This window comes from Luteibacter sp. (genome assembly GCF_009912395.1).
In the GTDB taxonomy this organism is placed as follows: domain Bacteria; phylum Pseudomonadota; class Gammaproteobacteria; order Xanthomonadales; family Rhodanobacteraceae; genus Luteibacter.
In genome coordinates this window covers 1-17,151 of the sequence record NZ_WNDO01000037.1, presented here as the reverse complement: position 1 = coordinate 17,151, position 17,151 = coordinate 1, and the positions used below count along the sequence as shown (strand labels likewise).

Here is a 17,151-nt window from a genome sequence, read left to right as displayed (position 1 = left end):
GATGGCGCAACGACATGTCGTGATCGCGACGGTGGGATCACAGGGCGACCTGTTTCCCTTCCTTGCGGTCGGGCGCGAACTGGTGGCGCGGGGACATCGTGTGACCGTGGGTGCGCACGCCATGCATCGTGACGCCGTCGAAGACGCGGGACTGGGCTTCGTCATCGCCAGTGGCATCGCGGAGCCCGAGGACAAGGCGGCGTTCGCCGCGCGAGCCTTCCATCCGCTGCGGGGGCCGCCCTTCGTCGTGCAGGAACTGGCGGCGAAGGATGTCGCTGCCAGCTACGCGCTACTGGCGCCCGTGTGCGCCGATGCGGATGCCATCGTCACCACCACGCTCGCGTTCGCGGGACAGATCCTCGGCGAGACGAGCGGCGCCGCATGGTTGTCCGCCGTGCTGTCGCCATCGGTGTTCATCGCATCCGACGATCCGCCGGCGACGGGCATCGGCTGGCTGGATCGGTATATGCGTGGTTCGCCGCGTCGAGGTGTCTGGCTGCGCCATGCCGCCGAAGCGCTCACGTCGTCATGGACGGCGCCTGTTCGTGATTTTCGTCGCTCGTTGGGATTGCGACCCGTATCGCCCTGGGGCGATCCGTTCCATCGTGGGCAGCACGCGCGGGACGGCGTGCTGGCGATGTACTCGCCTGTACTGGGCGCGCTGCCGATGGACCGCCCAGCGCATACGATCCAGACCGGATGGTGTCGCTACTCCCCCGGGAAGGGAACGCTCGACGCTGGTTTGGCCGCATTTCTCGATACTGGCCCGGCGCCCGTGGTTTTCACGTTGGGATCGGCCGCGGTGCATGCGGGTGAATCCTTCCTGCGCGAGAGCATCGGCGCCGCGCGTGCGATCGGTTGTCGCGCCGTGCTGCTCACCGGGTCACCGGAACTGAAGGCGCGTTTGTCCTTGTTGCCCGAAGGCATGATCGCCGTCGACTACGCACCGCATGGCGCGTTGTTCGAACGCGCCGCAGCGGTGGTACATCACGGCGGTGTCGGTACCACACACGAAGCGCTGCGCTCAGGATGCCCTGCGCTGGTCGTACCGCATGGCTTCGACCAGCCGGACAACGCGGCGCGCGTGATGCGGCTGGGTGTGGGAGCCGTGCTGCCGGCGAACAGGTACCGTGCGGATCGGGCTGCACGCTTGTTGCGTGGTTTGCTGGATGATCCTGATGTACGCGTCCGCGCGCTTCAGCTGTCGGCATCGCTGCGCGCGGAGCACGGCGCCACCGTTGCGGCCGACACCATCGAAACCGCGTTTTTGTAGCAGCGCGCTTGCGCGCGATGGGTGCTCGCGATAGAGCCCCATCGCGCGCAAGCGCGCTCCTACAAGGTCAGGCGACGTGATAGCGCGACGCCGGGCGCGACTTCGACAGTTCGCCGAACAACGCACGACGCGCGCTTTCCAGCGCATCCACCAGCCCCTGGTCCTCGACGGCAGGCAACGTCACCAGCTCGCCCGCATCGAGACCCGCCAGGGACGCATCGACCATATCCGCAGCGCTCATCACCCAGCTCGCGTCGAGCTGCTCCACGGCCATGCCGGACGCCGGCCAGAACTCAGTCGCCGTCGCACCCGGCAACACGGCCTGCACGCGGATGCCCTTGTCGGCGAGCTCGTGGTGCATCGCCTGGCTGAGCGTGAGCATGTAGGCCTTGCTGCCGCCATAGACGGCGTTGAGCAGTTCGGGAGCGATCGCTACGATGGAGGCGATGTTGATCACCGTGCCGTTACCGCGCGGGACCATCCGCTCCGCCGCCTTGTGAGCGAGGCGCGTCGCTGCCGTGACGTTGAGCGCAATCATGCGAGTCATGTCGCCCAGGTCGGCCTCCATGAAGGTACGGCCCGCACCGACGCCCGCGTTATTCACGAGAACCGCGAGATCGTTCGTCGTCGCGATCACCTGTTCGACCCGCGCGAGATCGTCCGTTTGGACCAGGTCGGCGACGACCACCTCGACCTTGCGGCCGGTGTCCGCCGCGACGCGGCTGGCGAGCGCGTCCAGCTTGTCCTTGCTGCGTGCGACGAGGATGAGGTCGTAGCCGCGCCGTGCGAGGCGGTCGGCATAGATGGCACCGATACCGGTGGACGCGCCGGTAATGAGGGCGGTGCCTTGCGTTTGGTTGCTCATGTCGATGACTCCATGGGTGTGCATATACACATTTATGGGCGCAATGTGCATATGCACACGTGCGGTTAAAAAAAGGGGCTTACTCGACCTGGCTCATGCACAAAAGCGTCTGCCGTGCGGCTTCCGCCTCCGCCTCGCCACCGAAGCGGGCGACGAATTCGTCCTGCGCCACCTGCCAGAGGGCGGACGCCGCGCTCTGGCGCTTTGTTCCGGCCGGGGTGAGGCGGTACGCGTTCTGGCGGCTATCCGTCGGCGAGGCACCCACGGTGAGCAGACCGTCCCGCTCCAGCGGCTTCAACGCGCGGACCAGGCTTGTTCTGTCCATCACCATGCGCTCGGCGAGCTCGCGCATGCCGATGCCCGGCTGTTCCTGCACCAGCACCAGGATCGAAAACTGGTTGCTCGTAAGACCCGTCGGCGCCAGATGCCGCTCGTAGTCCCGGGTGAGGGCACGAGCTGCCTGGCGGACGGCGAAGCAATTGCAGAGGTCGAGACGGGTCGTCATGGCGAAAGAATGGTGTGCATATGCACAGATGTCAATCCCTTGGCCGATCGCAAGTTCTCACCGAAAACGCGTACACGGCGCTTATACCTGCCATATCTATCTTTAGGTGCTCGTAGCGACCCGACGCGACACGTGCGAGCCGCGCTATCCCTCCTGGAGACGCGATATGCCATCCCATCCTCCCCTACGTCGCCCGCCGCGCATCAGCGGCGTGGTGATCGCCCTGCTGGGTTTCCTCCTCGCCGCCGGTGGCGCGTGGCTGGTCGCCCTGGGCGGTTCCTTCTACTACCTCGTTGCTGGCCTGGCGGTGGGCATCACCGGCGTGCTGCTGGCCCGAGGCTCGGCGAGTGCGCTGTGGCTCTACGCCGTCACCTTGCTCGCCACGGCGATATGGGCCGTGCACGAGGTGGGCCTCGACGGCTGGTCGCTGGAACCGCGCTTGCTGGTTCCCGTCGTGCTGGGCATCTACCTGCTGATGCCGTGGGTGCGTGGCGGACTCGTGCCGCCGCGTACCGGTGCGATCGCCGTGGTGGTGGCTGTATTGGTGGGGATCGGCGCTGGTGTGGCGGGCTTTATGACGCCGGTCGGCACGCAGGGCGAGACTGTCGTGCGCAACCTGCCCGATGGGGGCGATGCCTCCGTGCCGGATGGCGACTGGCAGTTCTATGGCCGCACGCCGAAGGGCGATCGCTTCTCGCCACTGGATCAGATCAACGCCGGTAACGTGAAGAACCTCAAGGTCGCGTGGACCGCCCGCACGGGCGACACGATGCGTCCGGGCGAGGATGTTGGCGGCACGGATGCGGGCCACGAATTCAATTTCGAAAACACCCCGATCAAGGTCAACAACACGCTCTATGTCTGCACGGGCCATAGCTGGGTCGTGGCCTTCGATGCGGCCACCGGGCAGAAGAAGTGGAGCTTCGATCCCAAGGCGAACACGGACGCCGACGTCTATCTGGCCTGCCGCGGCGTGGCTTACTACGAAGCCCCGGCCGGCACGACCACCGACTGCCCGCGCCGCATCATCGCGCCGGTGCTCGACGCCCGCCTGCTGGCGCTGAATGCCGATACCGGCAAGCCGTGCGAAGACTTCGGCGAGCACGGCTTCGTGTCGCTCACCCAGTACCTGGGCCATGTGCCGGCCGGGTTCCATTTCGTCACGTCGCCTCCGCTGGTGTTGCAGGATCGCGTGATCCTCGGTGGCTGGGTGTTCGACAACCAGGCTGAGAACGAGCCCTCCGGTGCGATCCGCGCCTTCGATCCGATGAACGGCAAGCTCATCTGGGCATGGGATGTGGGTCACGATCCGCAGAACTGGCAGCCGGGTCCCAACGACCAGTTGACGCGTGGCACGCCGAACGCATGGGGCGTGTACACCGCCGATCCCGACCTGGGCATGGTCTATCTGCCGATGGGCAACGCCACACCCGATTACTTCGGTGGTCATCGCCGTCCGTTCGACGAGAAGTACTCCAGTTCCACGGTGGCGCTGGATATCCGCACGGGCGAGCCGAAGTGGGTGTTCCAGAACACGCATCACGACCTGTGGGACATGGACGTGCCGGTCGGCCCGTCGCTGGTGGACCTGCCGGGAGCGAACGGCGGGGAAAGTATTCCCGCGCTGGTGCAGACGACGAAGCGCGGCGAGTTCTTCGTGCTGGATCGACGCACGGGCAAGCCGGTGACCGATGTGGAGGAGAAGCCGGTGCCGCAGGGCGCGGTGCCGGGCGATTGGACCTCGCCGACGCAGCCGTATTCCACGGGCATGCCATCGCTTACGCCGGTCGACCTCAAGGAGGAACACCTGTGGGGCGCGACGCTGTTCGACCAGCTCATGTGCCGTATCCAGTTCCGCAAAGCGGTCTACAAGGGCCAGTTCACGCCACCGCAGCTGAAGGACACGATCGTGTATCCCGCCTTCGACGGCGTGATCGACTGGCATGGTGCGTCCATCGATCCGTACAACAAGTTGATCATCGCGAATGCGAACTACATTCCCTTCATCATCAGCCTCGCACCGCGCGGTCCGGCCGAAGCGAAGGGCCTGGTGAAGCCGTGGGACGGCAGCGGCAATGAGCCGAAGGTGGGCGGCGGCCTCGCGCCGCAGTACGGCACACCGTACGTTGGCAAGGTGCATCCGTGGCTCAACCCGCTGGGCGTACCGTGCAATCCGCCGCCGTGGGGCACGCTCGCCGCGATCGATCTGGTGACGCACAAGCTGGTCTGGGAGCATCCGCTCGGCACCACGCGCGATACCGGTCCGTTCGGCACTCACGTCAATGCACCACTGCCGACGGGCATCTTCAACATCGGCGGCAACATGACCACACGCGGCGGCCTGGTATTCATCGGCGCAACGGCGGACAACTACCTGCGCGCCATCGATGAGCGTACCGGTCGCGAACTATGGAAGGCCCGCCTGCCGGCCGGTGGCCAAGCCAACCCGATGTCCTACTCGGTGAACGGCAAGCAATACGTCGTGATCGCCGCCGGCGGGCATAGCGGCCTGGGAACCAAGTCGGGCGATTACGTGGTGGCTTACACCTTGCCGTGACACCCCGATCCGGCCCTTCGCCGCAATGCATGGGCCGGATCACCCTCACGTCGTTCCTGTGAAAACAGGAACCCAGCGCCTCGGTTTGCCCGCATGGCGAGGGCGTCGCATCGGCTTTTGCGTAGGGGGCTCGACGCGATAACCGATTGCCTCGCGCTGGGTTCCAGCGTTCGCTGGAACGACGGTCTCGCAGCCTCGTCGTTCCTGTGAAAACAGGAACCCAGCGCATCGGTTTGCCAGTAGGGCGAGGGCGTCGCATCGGCTTTTGCGTAGGAGGTCGCGAGGCGATAACCGATTGCCTCGCGCTGGGTTCCAGCGTTCGCTGGAACGACGGATCGCCAGCCTCGTCGTTCCTGTGAAAACAGGAACCCAGCGCATCGGTTTTCCAGTAGGGTGAGGGCGCCGAATCGGCTTTTGCGCAGGAACGACGTGTGGGACCTTGAAACCCCCGCTGTCGCCCTTACCTAGCGAACAAGCCGGTTGCCGCCCACTCAAAGCAGGCGTAGCATCCGCACACTGAAACCGGAGCCGCACCATGTCACCGTGCAAGCACGCATTGATCCACCTGATAACGATCGCCCCACGGGCGCGTCGCGGGTGCGCGCGCGCCGTGAATGGCGGAGCCTCGTCGTAAGACGGCCCCGGTCCACCGAATCTTCGAAAGCACCCGCAAGGGTGCTTTTTTTTGTCTTCGAATCCTGGAGCGACGTGCCATGAAGAACTGCCGCGACCCCCGATCCTGACCCGTTCCGCTCACGCCAGGGGCGACGGGAAAGTCTCGGGGAATGCCTCGCTCGACCTTTGTTTCGAGCCCCTGGCGATTGACCCCATCAGGAACCGTTATGAACACCCGCGACACTGTCATTCCCGTCGGCCGTTGGCGCAACCTCGGCATCATCGCCCATGTCGACGCTGGCAAGACCACGCTCACCGAACGCCTGCTCTACAAGACCGGCACGATCCATCGCACCGGTGAGGTGCACGATGGCGCGACCACCACCGACCACATGGAACTCGAACGCGAACGTGGGATCACGATCGGCGCTGCGGCCGTGCGCGCGAACTGGACGCCCACCGGCGGCCAGCCACATCGCCTGACCCTGATCGACACGCCCGGGCATATCGACTTCGCGATCGAAGTCGAGCGTTCGCTGCGCGTGCTCGACGGTGCGGTCGTGGTGTTCTCCGGCGTGGCCGGCGTGCAGCCGCAATCGGAAACCGTCTGGCATCAGGCGCGTCGTCATGGCGTGCCGTTGATGGCGTTCGTCAACAAGATGGATCGCCCTGGCGCGGACTTCGACGCGGCAGTCGCGCAGATGCGCGACAAGCTCGGCGCCAATCCGTGGGTGGTGGCGACACCGGTAATGGAGGGCGAACACATCGTGGGTCTGGCGGACCTCGTGGCGGAGCGCACGTGGCGCTTCGACGACGCGGGCCATCCCGACGTGCGCGGCTGGAACGACGACGAACGGGCGACACATGCGACTGCGCGAGCGGATCTCGTCGCGGCGGTGGCGGATATCGACGAGACGTTGGCGGAACTATGGCTGGCGGAGCATCCGATCGATGCGGCCGCGCTGACGGCGGCCCTGCGTCGCGGCACGCTGGCGGGCCTCGGCCAGCCGGTGTTACCCGGCTCTGCGTTCCGCAACGTCGGCATTGAGCCGCTACTCGACGCCTTCGTCGCCTACCTGCCGTCGCCGGCGGATCGTCCTGCCGTGCTTGCGCATACCGACGATGGCGACACCACCATCGCGCCGGACGCCGGTGCGCCGCTGGCCGCGCTCGTCTTCAAGGTGGTGAACCAATCGCATGGTCCGCTGGCCTTCGTTCGCGTCTATGCCGGCCGCCTGCATGTCGGCGATGCGGTGTGGCGCAGCGGTACGGATCGCGTGCAGCGCATCGGTCGCCTGGCGGTCGTGCGTGCGGACGACACCGAGGCGGTGGAGTTCGCGGAGGCGGGCGACATCGTTGCCATCGCGGGCTGGAAGGACGTCGCCACGGGCGAGACCTTGTCGGACACGCATCATCAGGTACGTCTGGAGACCATCCAGGCGCAGCCGGCGGTGTTGTCCTGGCGTCTCTCGCCCGAACGCTCGGCCGACCTGCTCAAGCTCGGCAACGGTCTCGCGCGCCTCGCGCAGGAGGATCCGTCCTTCCGCGTGGGCACCGATCCGGACACCGGCGAAACCCTGGTCTGGGGCATGGGTGAACTCCACCTGGAAGTGATGGTGGAACGCCTGCGTCGCGAATGGGGTGTGCAGGTACGTACCGGTTCGCCGCGCGTGGCCTACCAGGAGACGCCGGCCCGGGCATCGGGCGCCGTCGAGGGCAAGCTGGCCAAGCAGACCGGCGGTAGCGGTCAGTACGCGCGCGTCGTGTTGTCCGTGTCGCCGGTCGATGGCGATGCGAATCGCTACGAGGACCGCACGACGGGCGGCGTCATCCCGAAGGCGTTCCAGTCGGCGGTGGAGAAGGGTGCGCAATCGGCCCTGCTCGAAGGACCTCGCGGTTACCCGGTCGTGGGTGCGGAAGTGCTCGTGCTCGATGGCCAGGCGCATGCTGTGGACTCCAACGAGACGGCGTTCCATCGTGCCGCGCAGATGGCGGTGAAGGCGGCTCTCGAGGCGACCGGCACCGTGCTGCTCGAGCCGGTGATGCGGGTGTCGGTGAGTGCGCCGGGTTCGGCGGTGGGCGACGTGCTGGGCGACCTGCAACGTCGTGGCGGCCAGATCGTCAACCTCACCGATCGGCAGGAACGTACGGAGATCGAGGCCGACGTGCCACTGGCGCAGCTCGACGGCTATAGCACGGCGTTGCGCTCGCTGAGCCAGGGCCGCGCCTCGGCCACGGTGGCGTTCCACGCCTACCGTCCGGCCAGCGTGCAGGAGCCGGCGCGCAAGACGGCGTAAGGTCGCCGTCGATGATATGGCCCCTGCCGGGTTCGTCCCGGCAGGGGCCTGTTGGGGTAGGCTTTCCCCATGATCTCCTACCGTGATGCCATCGACCTGTTGCTCGCGGAAACGGCGCGGCTCGATATCGAGAACGTGTCGCTCGACGACGCGCGGGGACGTGTCCTCGCGAGGGCCGTCACCAGCCCGCTGTCATTGCCGGGGTTCGACAATTCGGTCATGGACGGTTTTGCCCTCCGCACGCCTCCCGAGGGCCTGAAAGCCGGCGATACGTTCGAAGTGGTCGCGATGCATGCGGCGGGCGACGCCACGGCGTCCTATCCGGGCGCGGAAGCCTGCGAGATCGCTACCGGCGCGCGTATTCCGGATGGGTTCGACTCGGTCGTTCCGGTGGAGCGATGCGAGCGCATCGGCATGCGTGTACGCCTTTCCTCCGACGAAGCTCAAGGACAGAACATCCGGCGCGCGGGAAGCGATGTTGCCCAGGGCGACGAGATATTTCCATCCGGTCGGCGCATCGACGCCGCCAGCATCATGTTGCTCGCGGCCCTGGGTATCGCTCGATGCGACGTCACGCGGCAGCCTCGGGTCGCCATCATCAATACGGGTAGCGAACTCCACGACGCTGGTGTGTTGCCTGACGGCGGTATCCACGATTCCAACGGTCCGTACCTCGCTGCGGCGCTGTCCCACTGGGGCGTGTCCATGATCGCGCGCTCGCGTGTGCCTGACACGGGCGACGCGTTCCATCGCGCCGTCGCCCAGGCTCGCGAGGCGGGAGCGGATCTGATCGTCACCACCGGTGCCGTGTCGGCGGGGCGCTTCGATTTCGTGCCGGAGGCGCTGGTATCGCTTGGCGCACGCGAGTTGTTCCACAAGGTGGCCATTCGTCCCGGCAAACTCCTGCTTGCCGCGCGCTTCGACGACGGCCCGCTGGTGATTGCCCTGCCGGGCAACCCGATCGCGGTGGCCGTGGGCTATCGCTTCTTCGTCGCGCCCGTGTTGCGTGCGATGGCCGGCATGCCGCGCGAGCAGCCGCGACAGGTACCGCTCGTCGAGGCGCCTGCCTTGCGCATGGGCCTGCGTCACTTCCAGTTCGGCACATGGGCAGAGGGGGCGCCGCGAGGCTGCTGCCGAAGCAGGCGGCGTATCGCATCGCCCCGTTCACCCGGGCAGATATTTGGCTGACGGCAGACGATGCGTTCGCCGGAACGGCTGAAGCGTGGCCGCTCGATCCCGTGGACGCGACATGATCGGTGGACTGGTCCTGGCTGGAGGGCTGTCGTCACGGATGGGCCGCGACAAAGCGTCCCTTATCGTCGATGGCGTTACGGTGTTGGAGCGGACCTCACGCGTGCTGCGCGACGTGGGCGCCGAGTTGGTGGTGATGAGCGGCTCCCGGCCGGGCGGCATACCCGATCGCTTCGACGCGGCAGGCCCCCTGGGCGGCCTGGCCAGTGCTGCGCCGTTCCTGCCTGACGGGCGCTGGCTGGTCGTGCCGGTGGATATGCCGCGTTTGTGCACGGCAGTGCTGGCGCCGTTGCTTTCCGCGGGAGGCAGGGCGGCGCGTTGGATCGGGCATCCCTTGCCTATGGCGCTGGAACTGGACGACCCGACGCGCGACCTGATCGAGAGTCTGATGAACTTGCCGCCGTCCGAGCGTTCGCCGTCCACCTTGCTGTCCCGGCTGGACGCCGTCACGCTGCCGCTCGACGGTCTGGACACACGCTGGCTGGTCAACTGCAATACACCGGACGAATGGCGCGAGGCGACCTCATGAGGGTACAGCTGGAAAACGACACGATCCGCGTGCGGATCGACGAGGACGAACTGGGCGAACTGCTGGACAACGTGGCCCTGCTGGGCTCTACCGCGTTCGGCAAGGCCTTCACGATGCGCTATGCGATCGATGCCACGGAACGCGACGCCTGCGTGCTCGACGGCAACGCGCACGAGTGGCGGCTGGAAGTTCCTCGCACGCAACTGCTGGACTTGAAGGCGCGCCTGCCGAGCAAGGATGGCCTGATCTTCGACATTCCGGGCCTGGACACCGTCGCGACGAAGGTTCTCTTCGACGTCGATGTGAAGGACAGCCTGAAGCGCCGCAAGGGTTAATCTGTAGGAGCGCGCTTGCGCGCGATCGCGCGCAAGCGCGCTCCTACAAGGCCGTGGCTATCGGATACGTTCCGGCCAGCTATACACGTTAAACCGCCCCGGCCGCGCGAACCCAGCCAGCGTCACGCCGCAACTGTTCGCCAGCTGCACCGCCAGCGCCGTCGGCGCTGAGATCGCCACCACCATTGCAATCCCCGCCGTGGCGGCCTTGGTCACCATCTCGTAACTGGCTCGGCTGGTGATCAGGGCGAATCCGCCCGAGGCATCGATCCCTGCGACAGCCATCGCGCCGATCAGCTTGTCCAACGCATTGTGTCGACCGACATCCTCGCGGACGAGGACGATCCCTCCGTCATCGCGTACCCAGGCGGCAGCATGCACCGAACCGGTGAAGGCGTTGACCGGTTGACGCGAACGCAATGCATCGAGTGCCCGCTGAATCGTAACGGCGGTGATCGTAGGACCACCGTCGATACGGGGAGGCTGGCGGACGACATCTTCGAGTTCGCGCGTGCCGCAGATGCCGCAGCCACTGCGCCCCGGGATCTGCCGTGCGTTTTTCTTCGACGCGGGGGCGCCTTCCGCCGTAGTCAGATGGACGACGATACCTTCGAGGAACTCGTCCACCGCGATGCCGACGATATCGTCCATTGACGAGACGAGGCTTTCGGTCAGAGCGAAGCCTCGGGCAAAATCCTCGATATCCATCGGTGATGCCATCATCACCGCGAAGGCGTCCCCGTCGACATGGATGGCGACGGGAACCTCCTCGGCGAGGCGGTCGACAGCTTCCTCGCCATGGCCGTCCTCAAAACGCCACATCGTGCGAGTGGCGCAACCGGCCGGCGGCCGGTCGTCATGCATGGGCGCGCTTCCGTCGCGACGCGTCGACGGGCTGGGTGGAGGCGACGATGCGTACGGGTACCGACTTGTAGGTCGGCGTGCCCGAGTTGGCGTCGTGGTTCTCCAACGAGATGAGCGCGTTGCCTTCGGGGTAGTACATCGCCACCGACCCCTCGGCGATGTCGTAAGCCACCGCGGTAAAGCCGAGCACCGACCGCTGTCGACCGTCTGCCACGTTCGCACCGGTGGCGTGGATATCGATACGGTCGCCGTGTTTGAGGCCACGGGCGGCGAGGTCGTTCGCATGCATGAAGACCACGTCGCGCCGGCCGCTCACGCCGCGATAGCGGTCGTTGAGGCCGTAGATGGTGGTGTTGTACTGATCGTGCGAGCGGACGGTGGTGAGCATGAGGCCGCCGGCTTCGACGGATTCGTCCTCGTCCAGGCCCGGAGCCAGCAGGAAATGCGCGCGCTTTTCCGGCGTGGCCCAGTCGCGCTCGCTGGCGGCGACGCGCAGGCGGAAGCCACCCGGCACGTTCACGCGCTTGTTGAAGTCGTAGAAAATCGGAAAGACCTTCTCGATATCGTCGCGGATCAGGTTGTAGTCGCCCACCAGGTGATCCCAGTCCACCTTGGTGGCGGGTAGCGATGCCTTGGTGATGCCGGCGACGATCCAGGGTTCCGAGCGCAGGTGTTCGGAAGCGGGCTTCAGTGCGCCCATGGACGCATGCACCATCGACATGGAGTCCTCGACAGTGACCGCCTGCGGCCCGGTGGCCTGCTCGTCCAGTTCGGTGCGGCCCAGGCAGGGCAGGATGAAGGACTCCTTCGCCAGCAACAGGTGCGAGCGGTTGAGCTTGGTGGCGACATGCACCGCGAGATCGAGCTTGCGCATGGCCTCGAAGGTTTCGTCGGTATCGGGCATCGCCACCGCGAGGTTGCCGCCCAGCGCGATCATCGCCTTGGAACGGCCCTCGCGAATCGCGAGGACTGCCGCCACGGCGTCGTGGCCGTGCGTCGTCGGCGGTTCGAAACCATATGTGCGGCGGATGCCGTCGTTGAGTTCGGCGTTGGGTTTCTCGGTGATGCCGACCGTGCGATCGCCCTGCACGTTGCTGTGTCCGCGCAGCGGGCAGATGCCCGCGCCCTGGCGACCGATGTTGCCGCGCAGGAGCAGGAGGTTCGCGATCTGCTGCACGTTCTCGGTGCCATGACGGTGCTGGGTGATGCCCATGCCGTAGCAGACGATAACGTTCTTCGCCTTGGCGTAGATGTCCGCGGCGGTTTCGATCTCTTCCCGGGTGAGGCCCGACTTGCGTTCGATCGACGCCCAGTCGGTGTTGCGCACATCGTCCGCGAGCGCCTCGAAACCAAGCGTGTTGTCGCGGATGAACTCATGATCCAGTACCGGATCCTCACCGGTGGTGAGAGCGATTTCGTCGGCCTCGATCAGCGTCTTCATCATGCCCTTGAGCACGGCCACATCGCCGCCGATCTTCACCTTATAGTAGGTGGAGGCGATGCGCACGGAGCGGCCGGTGAGCATTTCAGCGGGATGCTGGGGCGAGGTGAAGCGTTCGAGACCGCGTTCGGGCAGGGGATTCAGCACCACGATGGGCACGCCGCGCAGGGAGGCCTCGCGCAGCGTCGAGAGCATGCGCGGATGGTTGGTGCCGGGGTTGTGGCCGATGCAGAAGATCGCGTCGCAATGGTCGAAGTCGTCGAGCGTGACGGTGCCCTTGCCCGAGCCCACCGACTTCGGCAAGCCGACGCTGGTGGCCTCGTGGCACATGTTCGAGCAGTCGGGGAAGTTGTTCGTGCCGTACTCGCGGACGAACAGCTGATAAAGGAAGGCCACCTCGTTGGAGGCCCGTCCGGAGGTATAGAACTCCGCCATGTCCGGATCGGGCAGGGCCTGAAGCGCGGCGCCGATGCGGCGGAAGGCCTCGTCCCAGGCGATCGGCTGGAAGGTGTCGCTGGCCCGCTCATAGACCATGGGATGGGTAAGCCGGCCCAGTCCTTCCAGCGCGTAGTCGCTGAGCTTCCACAGCTCGCTCACGGGGTTCTTGGCGAAGAACTCCGGGCGAACGCGCTTGGCGGTGGCTTCCCAGGACACGGCCTTGGCGCCGTTCTCGCAGAACTCGAACGAGGAGGTTTCCTTGGGGTCGGGCCAGGCACAGCCGGGGCAGTCGAAACCGTGCGGCTGGTTGACCTTGTGCAGGGCGATGGACTCGCGTGCGATGGCCATCTGCCCACTGAGCGCCCGGGCGACGGCGCCCAGGGCGCCCCAGCCGCCAGCGGGGGCGTCGTATTCCTCGATGCCGGGAACTTGTTTCTCGCTCATGGCTGGCGCTCGCTCGATCCGCGGAAACGTCATTCTACGCCCGCGCCCCCTGATGAAAACGTCACCGGGCGTTCTTTCACACGGTGTTGGCGGTCGCTCCGCCAACCTCCGCGCGCTCGCGCTCCCTCCCCAGGGGCCAGGAAAGACCACGGTGAACCAGTCCAAGCTTGCGGCCGTGACCGACGGCCAGCTGCCCTTTCGCGGCCTGCCCATCGGCGACCTCCGTGGTTTCGGCCGCGTTCGCGCCGATGCCGCGCTGGCCTGCCTCGCCATCGATCGCGAAGCGGGCACGCTGCGCGCGTCGCACGACGAGCGCGACCTGATCAGCCTGCATCTGGATGGCGATGTCGACTGGCAGCAGGCCTACGTGCCCGGCACCAATGTCCTGGAGACGACGGGCCATCTCGATGGCGCGGAGCTGCGGGTGGCCGATTTCATGCCACTGGCGGAAGGGCGCTCCGGGCAAGCCATCGCCAAGGGGCGCTTCGTGCGTATCGTGACCTGCACGGAAGGCCATGTCGCGTTCCGTCTCGTCTGCGCCGCCGGTATCGACGGCCGGCCGGCCAACACCGCGCGGACGACGCAGGGCTGGCATGTCGCGTGCTCTCACCCCATGGGCGTTGGTGCCGACGTGGCGGCGACCATGGTGACGCTCACCGAGGGCGAGAGCCTGGTACTGGTGATCTCGAACGACGCCGTGGAGGGCGGCCCGGCCTTGCTGGCCGACGCGCTGCACGGGTTGGGCGACACGATCCACTACTGGAGCTGGTGGAGCGATCGCTGCCGCTATCGCGGTGACGACGCGGAGGCTCGCCTGCGCGAGGCGCTTTCCATCAAGCTTTCCTGTGGCGATCACGGCATGCTGGTGGAAGAACCGGGCGAGCGGGCGTTCGCGCCGGCGCCGCTGAGCGATGTCGCGCGGGCCGCCGCCTTGTTCCTTGACCTGGGTTACCGGATGGAATGCGCGCAGCTGCTGGCGCAGGTCGACGCGGCCAGCCAGTGCGATGCCTTTGGGCGCCGACCGTCCGAAGGTGTCCATCTCGACACCCTGGGTCGATACCTAGCCCGTTACGGTCGCGCCGGTCTGCCGGTATCGATCACGTTGCCGGACGACGAACCATTGCGCGCGGCACGCTAAGCGCTTCACGTGTTCATTGATGAACGCAGGGCAAGACTGTCATGCCTTGCACGTTATCGAAGTCCTGCCAAAAACCGCTCACCATGGGCGGCTTGTCAGGACATACGAAGGAGCAACGACGATGAAGGTGGCATTCCTGGGACTCGGCGAAATGGGCCGGCGCATGTGCGCCCGTCTGATCGCGGCGGGTCATGAGGTGACGGCGTGGAATCGCACGCGCTCGGCGCCCATCGAGGCGACGGTGCAGGGTGCGGCGTGGGCGGCTTCGCCGCGCGAGGCCGCAACAGGCGCCGATATCGTGATCGCGATGCTCACCGACGATGCAGTGTCGGCCGATGTCTGGACGCGAGAGGGCGATGGCGCATTGCATGGCATGGCGCCGGACGCACTCGCGATCGATAGCTCCACGCTCTCGCCGGACGGCGTGCGTGCGCTGGGCGAGGCGATGCGTGCGAAGCATGTGCGTTTCGTCGAGGCGCCGGTCTCCGGTAGCCTGCCGCAGGCGGAGTCGGGGCAGCTCGTCTACCTCGTGGGTGGTGACAAGGAGGTCTGCGACCTCGCGGCACCCTTGCTTTGCCAGATGGGCTCGGTGGTCAAGCATGTCGGGCCGCTGGGTTGCGGCGCGCTGACCAAGCTATCGACCAATGCGCTGCTGGGCATCCAGGTCACCGCGCTGGCCGAGCTGTCCGCGATGTTGTCGAAGGCTGGCGTCGACGCGGCCCCGATCTTCGACGCGATGGCCTCGACGCCGGTCTGGAGCACGGTGGCGGGTCGCATCGTGGGTTCGATCCGTGCGGGTGATTTCACCCCGCAGTTTCCGATCCGCCTGATCGACAAGGATTTCAACTATCTGGTCGCGGCCTGTGGAACGCCGACCTCGGCTCCGACGCTCGCGGCGACGCGCGACGTGTTCGATCGCGCGATGGAAGAGGGTCTTGGCGACCTGAACATGACAGGCGTCGCGAGGCTCTACCCGTAAGCAATGCACTCAGGCCGCGAGCGATACGCTCGCGGCCCACCGTCGAGGTACTCGCGGGTAAGGCGCAACGGGGTGTCGGCGTCCTCGGCGCGACCCTTGGCGTACCCGCTCGCGGAAGATCCGCGGCCGGCCCTGTGTGCCGCACCCGATCATCACCGCGGCGGCGCCGGTGGCGGCAAGCACATGGCGGGCCTAGGCAGGGGTGACTACATAGCCGTCGGCTGCGTGTTGGTTACATCCACCTACGTATCGCTATATGTTGCGACGCCGCGTGCGGGACGTAATGACTTGAGATAGAAATCATGCATCAGGGAATTAGATCGATCTAAATTTATTGGATTCGATACACGGGAGGTACTGCGATCGTCGCTCCGACTTGGCCGGGGGCGCCATCATCTTGTGCCGGTACTTGGCAGAGATAACGAGGAAGTTTTCAAAAAACTTATGATCTGGAGATTGCGGTATGTCCTGTAAATCGGTTTCCCTGGCGCTGGCGTTGGGCGCCTGCTTTGCCAGCTTCGCGGCCTCTGCCGCGAACAACGTCATCTTTCTCAATAATCCATCGCTGCAAGACGTGAAGGATGTCGGCAACTACACCGTGCACGGAACGGGCAAGCCGTTCTTTTCCGAGTTGGTCCTGTTCGCCGCCAATATCAATGCGGACAGCAAGGGCAATCCGGTGCTGTACTACAACACCGAGATGAGCACGGTTCTCGACAAGAATATCGATGTCATCCGGGCGTTGCAGAAGAAAGGTGTCAAGGTCCAGATCGCCTACCTGGGCAATCATCAGCAAGCGGGTTGATCCTGCACGATGAGCAAGGACGCTATCAAGAGCCTGTCCGACAGCATGGTGGCGGACGTTGTGAAGTATGGCCTGGATGGCATCGATGTCGACGACGAGTATTCGACATGCAGCGGCGATACGAGCGCGTTCTACAACCTGCTGAGCGCGATCAAGAACAACGCTAGTTTCGACAAAAAGATCCTCAGCAAGGCCTTGTGGTCGGACAGCGCTTATTTCAGGTCGACCACGAATGTCGCCAAGCTGCTGACCGAAGGTTATGAGATGACATACAACGAGAATGTCACCAACCTGTCCAACTACACCGCGGCCGGCATGACGAAGAACCAGCTGCTTCTGGGCATCGATCCGGGATCGACCTCCGCCTCGCGCGTCTATGACGTCGCCAAGAGCGTGTCGAACGCGGGCTATGCCGGGGTGATGATCTGGGCGCCCAACGGCAGGCTTAGCCGGTCGGCCGCCGCTACGTACTACACCAACATCCTCAAGGCGCAGACGGGGGATTCCACGTCGTCGGTGGATGCGCCTGCCAATTAATCCATGTAGATATCCTTGGCTGTACATCGGCAATCGTTGATCGATCCAAACCAAAGCGGAGCTTTGCGTGGGATCGGCGTAATCCATGAGAGCTGATGCGTCTATCGTCCGGTAGAGAAGCGCAATGCGTCGATATCGGACCAGGGTGGGGTGATCTTGCCCCCGTTTCACGGACACCCCTATAAGCGATTAACTATCGCAATAGGAGGTGGACGATGACCAAGAGCAAGGCAGGCAGAAAGGGGCAGGAGTTCAGCCTGGAGTTCAGGCAGCAGGCA

At 65.5% G+C, this 17,151-nt stretch carries 14 protein-coding genes; 10 read left to right on the top strand and 4 right to left on the bottom strand.

Features of this window, described 5'->3' with window-relative positions; all coding sequences use genetic code 11:
• Position 1 precedes the first annotated feature (1 nt).
• Positions 2 to 1,273 carry a glycosyltransferase gene (locus tag GAK28_RS22900; protein ID WP_291784798.1) on the top strand — a complete coding sequence of 424 codons (1,272 nt, stop codon included), beginning with the start codon at positions 2 to 4 and terminating at the stop codon, positions 1,271 to 1,273.
• A 67-nt stretch (positions 1,274 to 1,340) separates the two neighbouring features.
• On the opposite strand, the gene GAK28_RS22895 is transcribed toward GAK28_RS22900, so the two are convergent.
• Positions 1,341 to 2,138, bottom strand: a complete 798-nt coding sequence (locus GAK28_RS22895) for an SDR family oxidoreductase (protein ID WP_291784796.1) — start codon at positions 2,136 to 2,138, stop codon at positions 1,341 to 1,343.
• 79 nt (positions 2,139 to 2,217) lie between these two features.
• Positions 2,218 to 2,643 carry a MarR family winged helix-turn-helix transcriptional regulator gene (locus GAK28_RS22890; RefSeq protein ID WP_291784794.1) on the bottom strand — a complete coding sequence of 142 codons (426 nt, stop codon included), beginning with the start codon at positions 2,641 to 2,643 and terminating at the stop codon, positions 2,218 to 2,220.
• Positions 2,644 to 2,809: 166 nt separating this feature from the next.
• On the opposite strand from GAK28_RS22890, the gene GAK28_RS22885 reads away from it, so the two are divergent.
• The 5 genes from GAK28_RS22885 to GAK28_RS22865 all read left to right on the top strand — a co-directional run bounded on the left by GAK28_RS22885 (position 2,810) and on the right by GAK28_RS22865 (position 10,227).
• Positions 2,810 to 5,200 (top strand): membrane-bound PQQ-dependent dehydrogenase, glucose/quinate/shikimate family, encoded by a 2,391-nt coding sequence (locus GAK28_RS22885; protein WP_291784792.1) that lies wholly within the window; start codon positions 2,810 to 2,812, stop codon positions 5,198 to 5,200.
• Positions 5,201 to 6,042: 842 nt separating this feature from the next.
• Positions 6,043 to 8,112, top strand: coding sequence for an elongation factor G (gene fusA / locus GAK28_RS22880; RefSeq protein ID WP_291784790.1), 2,070 nt, complete (start codon positions 6,043 to 6,045; stop codon positions 8,110 to 8,112).
• 69 nt (positions 8,113 to 8,181) lie between these two features.
• Positions 8,182 to 9,300: a molybdopterin molybdotransferase MoeA gene (locus GAK28_RS22875; RefSeq protein ID WP_291784788.1), complete on the top strand. Its 1,119-nt coding sequence runs from the start codon at positions 8,182 to 8,184 to the stop codon at positions 9,298 to 9,300.
• Between the two features lie 34 nt (positions 9,301 to 9,334).
• Positions 9,335 to 9,892 carry a molybdenum cofactor guanylyltransferase gene (locus tag GAK28_RS22870; RefSeq protein WP_291784785.1) on the top strand — a complete coding sequence of 186 codons (558 nt, stop codon included), beginning with the start codon at positions 9,335 to 9,337 and terminating at the stop codon, positions 9,890 to 9,892.
• On the top strand, positions 9,889 to 10,227 hold the full coding sequence (locus tag GAK28_RS22865) for a hypothetical protein (protein WP_291784783.1): 339 nt from the start codon (positions 9,889 to 9,891) through the stop codon (positions 10,225 to 10,227). Before GAK28_RS22870 ends, GAK28_RS22865 begins: the two co-directional genes overlap by 4 nt.
• Before the next feature lie 57 nt (positions 10,228 to 10,284).
• On the opposite strand, the gene fdhD is transcribed toward GAK28_RS22865, so the two are convergent.
• Together fdhD and GAK28_RS22855 are read right to left on the bottom strand one after the other, a co-directional pair.
• Positions 10,285 to 11,091: a formate dehydrogenase accessory sulfurtransferase FdhD gene (gene fdhD, locus GAK28_RS22860; protein WP_291784781.1), complete on the bottom strand. Its 807-nt coding sequence runs from the start codon at positions 11,089 to 11,091 to the stop codon at positions 10,285 to 10,287.
• The gene (locus GAK28_RS22855; protein ID WP_291784779.1) at positions 11,084 to 13,414 is read right to left on the bottom strand and encodes an FdhF/YdeP family oxidoreductase; all 2,331 of its coding nucleotides are present in this window, start codon (positions 13,412 to 13,414) and stop codon (positions 11,084 to 11,086) included. Before GAK28_RS22855 ends, fdhD begins: the two co-directional genes overlap by 8 nt.
• A 151-nt stretch (positions 13,415 to 13,565) precedes the next feature.
• Between GAK28_RS22855 and GAK28_RS22850 the strand changes: the two genes are divergently transcribed.
• The 4 genes from GAK28_RS22850 to GAK28_RS22835 all read left to right on the top strand — a co-directional run bounded on the left by GAK28_RS22850 (position 13,566) and on the right by GAK28_RS22835 (position 16,873).
• Positions 13,566 to 14,552, top strand: a complete 987-nt coding sequence (locus tag GAK28_RS22850; protein ID WP_291784776.1) for a hypothetical protein — start codon at positions 13,566 to 13,568, stop codon at positions 14,550 to 14,552.
• A 121-nt stretch (positions 14,553 to 14,673) separates the two neighbouring features.
• Positions 14,674 to 15,531: an NAD(P)-dependent oxidoreductase gene (locus tag GAK28_RS22845; RefSeq protein ID WP_291784774.1), complete on the top strand. Its 858-nt coding sequence runs from the start codon at positions 14,674 to 14,676 to the stop codon at positions 15,529 to 15,531.
• A gap of 463 nt (positions 15,532 to 15,994) precedes the next feature.
• The gene (locus GAK28_RS22840; RefSeq protein ID WP_291784772.1) at positions 15,995 to 16,336 is read left to right on the top strand and encodes a hypothetical protein; all 342 of its coding nucleotides are present in this window, start codon (positions 15,995 to 15,997) and stop codon (positions 16,334 to 16,336) included.
• 9 nt (positions 16,337 to 16,345) lie between these two features.
• Positions 16,346 to 16,873: a hypothetical protein gene (locus tag GAK28_RS22835; protein ID WP_291784770.1), complete on the top strand. Its 528-nt coding sequence runs from the start codon at positions 16,346 to 16,348 to the stop codon at positions 16,871 to 16,873.
• Positions 16,874 to 17,151 lie beyond the last annotated feature (278 nt).